Origin of the sequence: Phenylobacterium sp. (genome assembly GCF_031412415.1) — a bacterium.
Classification (GTDB): Bacteria; Pseudomonadota; Alphaproteobacteria; order Caulobacterales; family Caulobacteraceae; genus Phenylobacterium.
In genome coordinates this window covers 1-3,107 of sequence record NZ_JANOCX010000154.1, presented here as the reverse complement: position 1 = coordinate 3,107, position 3,107 = coordinate 1, and the positions used below count along the sequence as shown (strand labels likewise).

The following is a 3,107-nucleotide window of genomic DNA, read 5'->3' as shown; positions in this document are numbered from 1 at the left end:
CAACGTGATCGCCGACGCCAACGACCTGGGCGGGGCGCTGACCGCCCATCCTGACGTCAACAAGATCTCCTTCACCGGCTCGACCGAGACCGGCAAGAAGGTGATGGCCGGCGCAGCCGACGCGCTGAAGCGCATCACGCTGGAGCTGGGCGGCAACGACGCGGCCATCGTGCTGCGCGACGTCAATCCAGAGGCGACGGCGGGCAAGATCTTCAGCGCCGCCTTCCAGAACTCGGGCCAGGTCTGCATCGCCGTCAAGCGGGCCTATGTGCACGAGAGCATCTATGACGCGGTCTGCGACGAGCTGGCCCGGCTGGCCGACGCCGCGGTGGTGGGCGAGGGCCTGCAGCAGGGCGTGCAGATGGGGCCGCTGCAGAACAAGATGCAGTACGAGAAGGTGCTGGGCGTCATCGAAGACGCCCGCAAGACCGGCAAGATCATCGCGGGCGGCGGCGCCATGGAGGGCAAGGGCTACTTCATCCGCCCGACCATCGTGCGCGACATCGAAGACGGCACGCGCCTGGTGGACGAGGAGCAGTTCGGCCCGGTCCTGCCCGTGATCAAGATCCGCGACGGCGAGGATGCGCTCAACCGCGCCAACGCCTCGCTCTACGGCCTGGGCGGCTCGATCTGGTCCGACGACTTAGACGCCGCCTACGACCTGGCCGGCCGAATGGAAAGCGGCACGGTCTGGATCAACAAGCACGCCGAGCTCGATCCCGGCATCCCCTTCGGCGGAGCCAAGACCTCGGGCATCGGCTCGGAACTCGGCGAGGCAGGCCTGGCGGAGTTCACTCAGATGCAAGTCATCAACATGGCGCGATAGGACGACAGCGATGGCCAAGCTCAACCGCGACGGTGTCGAGATCTATTACGAGGTCCATGGCGAGGGCCCGCCCCTCCTCCTGACCCACGGCTTCTCGGCCAGCGCCCAGATGTGGACCGACCAGATCGACGCGCTCGCCCCTCACTTCCAGCTGATCACCTGGGACATGCGCGGCCACGGCCAGTCTGACTATCCCACCGACCCGGCCGCCTATTCCGAAGACGCCACAGTCGCCGACATGGCCGCGCTGCTCGACGCCGTCGGGGCAAGGACCGCGATCATCGGCGGCCTGTCGTTGGGCGGCTACATGAGCCTGGCCTTCCATCTGGCGCATCCCGAGCGCACCCGGGCCTTGCTGATCATCGACACCGGGCCCGGCTACAAGAACCACGAGGCCCGCGCCGGTTGGAACGCCAACGCGCTGAAAAGCGCCGCGCGCTACGACACCGATGGCCTGGGGCCGGTCGAACGCGGCGGCGCCGAAACCCGGACCGCGCGCCACCGCGACGCCACGGGCCTGGCCCACGCCGCCCGCGGCATGCTCACCCAGCGCGACGCCAAGGTCATAGAGAGCTTGCCGAACATCGCCGTACCGTCCCTGGTGGTCGTCGGCGCCGACGACGCGCCGTTCCTGGCCGCCAGCGACAACATGGCCGGCAAGATCCCCGGCGCCCGGAAGGTCGTGATCGAGAGCGCCGGACACGCCGCCAATATCGACCAGCCGGCCGCGTTCAATGCCGCGCTGCTGAATTTCCTGGATAAATCTGGTCTGATGGACGGCTAGGAGGTCACCGTCTCCAGCGCACGCCGCTCGGCCGCGCGCGCCTGGAACCAGGGTTTCAGGCGACGCAGGGCCTCCTCGATTTCGGAGGTGGAGACCGCGAAGCTCATACGGATGAACCTGCGCCCCTCGACGGGATCGAAGTCCACGCCCGGCGCGGTCGCGACGCCGGTGGCGCGCAGCAGCTCCTCGCAGAAGGCCAGGCTGTCGTCGGTGAGGTGGCCTACGCGGGCATAGATATAGAAGGCGCCATCCGGCGGGGCGATGGCGTCCAGGCCCAAGGCCGGCAGCGCCTGCAGCAACAGCGAGCGGTTGGTGCGGTAGACCTCGATATGGCCTTCCAGCTCTTCGCGGCAGTCCATGGCGGCCAGCGCCGCGTGCTGACTGAGCGATGGCGGCGTGAGGAACAGCGCGCCCATATAGGCCCGCGCCCGCTCGGCTTCCTCACGCGGAACCAGAAGCCAGCCCAGGCGCCAGGCGGCCATGCTGAAGTACTTCGAAAAGCTGTTGATGATGATGGCGTTGGGTTCGAACTCCAGCATCGAGCGGGTGGGCTCGCCGTAGCTGAGCCCGTGGTAGATCTCGTCGGAGATGATGCGGATGCCGCGCTCGCGGCAGACCTGGGCGATCGCCGCCAGCTCGGCCTCGGCGATGATCGTGCCGGTCGGATTGGCGGGGCTGGCCAGGATCAACCCCGCCGGCGCGGGCTCCACCGCCGCCAGCGCCGCGGCGGTCATCTGGAAACGGACCTCTGGGCCGCAGGCCACCTCTACCGGAACGAGGTTCAGCGCCTTCAGTGAATTGCGATAGGCCACATAGCCTGGCCGAGCGGTCACCACCCGATCGCCAGGCTTGAAGGTCGCCGCCAGCGCCAGCACCAAGGCCGGCGAAGCGCCGCAGGTTAGGATCAGCTGAGCCGGGGAAATCTTGACACCGTACGTCTCAAGATAGTGCCGCGCGATCCGGTGCTTCAGCGGGCCGCTCTCCCAATAGCCCATCCCATCCGTGTCCAGCACTTGATGGGCCACGGCGATGGCGGCCCTGGGCGCCCCGGTCGAGGGCTGGCCGAACTCCATGTGGATGATCGACCGGCCCTCGGCCTTCAGCCGATGGGCCAGGCCGCTGACGGAGATGGCGTAGAAGGGATCGATCTGCGCGGTCATCGCCTGCAGGTAGTGGCTAATCGGCCAAAACGCCATCCGGCTTGACCGCAACGCCTGCGGGCGCGAAGCGGGGTCATGAACGGTATGAGCACCGGCGCGGGCAGCGCCTCGAACCGCCGCGTGTTGACGGCTAGCCTGGTGGGGACGGCGGTCGAGTTCTACGACTTCTACATCTACGCCACCGCCGCCTCGCTGGTGTTCCCCAGCCTGTTCTTCCCCAAGTCGTCCGACAGCGCCCAGCTGCTGCAGAGCTACGCGACCTTCGCGGTGGCCTTCTTCGCGCGGCCGGTGGGCGCGGCGTTCTTCGGGCATTTCGGGGATCGGATCGGGCGGAAGT

General features: G+C 67.8%; 4 protein-coding genes. 3 read left to right on the top strand and 1 reads right to left on the bottom strand.

Features of this window, described 5'->3' with window-relative positions; translation table 11 throughout:
- Together RMO04_RS07450 and RMO04_RS07445 are read left to right on the top strand one after the other, a co-directional pair.
- The coding region (locus RMO04_RS07450) for an aldehyde dehydrogenase family protein (protein WP_309644149.1) at positions 1 to 826 on the top strand (826 nt) is incomplete at its 5' end.
- A gap of 10 nt (positions 827 to 836) precedes the next feature.
- On the top strand, positions 837 to 1,610 hold the full coding sequence (locus RMO04_RS07445) for an alpha/beta fold hydrolase (protein WP_309644148.1): 774 nt from the start codon (positions 837 to 839) through the stop codon (positions 1,608 to 1,610).
- Here the strand turns inward: RMO04_RS07445 and RMO04_RS07440 are convergent.
- Positions 1,607 to 2,770, bottom strand: a complete 1,164-nt coding sequence (locus RMO04_RS07440; protein WP_309644150.1) for an aminotransferase class I/II-fold pyridoxal phosphate-dependent enzyme — start codon at positions 2,768 to 2,770, stop codon at positions 1,607 to 1,609. The two genes, RMO04_RS07445 and RMO04_RS07440, sit on opposite strands and share 4 nt — an antisense overlap.
- A gap of 75 nt (positions 2,771 to 2,845) precedes the next feature.
- Here RMO04_RS07440 and RMO04_RS07435 point away from each other — a divergent pair.
- A partial coding sequence (locus tag RMO04_RS07435) for an MFS transporter (RefSeq protein ID WP_405041469.1) occupies positions 2,846 to 3,107 on the top strand: 262 nt, incomplete at its 3' end.

Bases quoted from the DNA above. Each gene is read 5' to 3' on its own strand.
- RMO04_RS07440 (WP_309644150.1), bottom strand. From the start codon at position 2,770: ATGACCGCGCAGATCGATCCCTTCTACGCCATCTCCGTCAGCGGCCTG.
- RMO04_RS07445 (WP_309644148.1), top strand. From the start codon at position 837: ATGGCCAAGCTCAACCGCGACGGTGTCGAGATCTATTACGAGGTCCAT.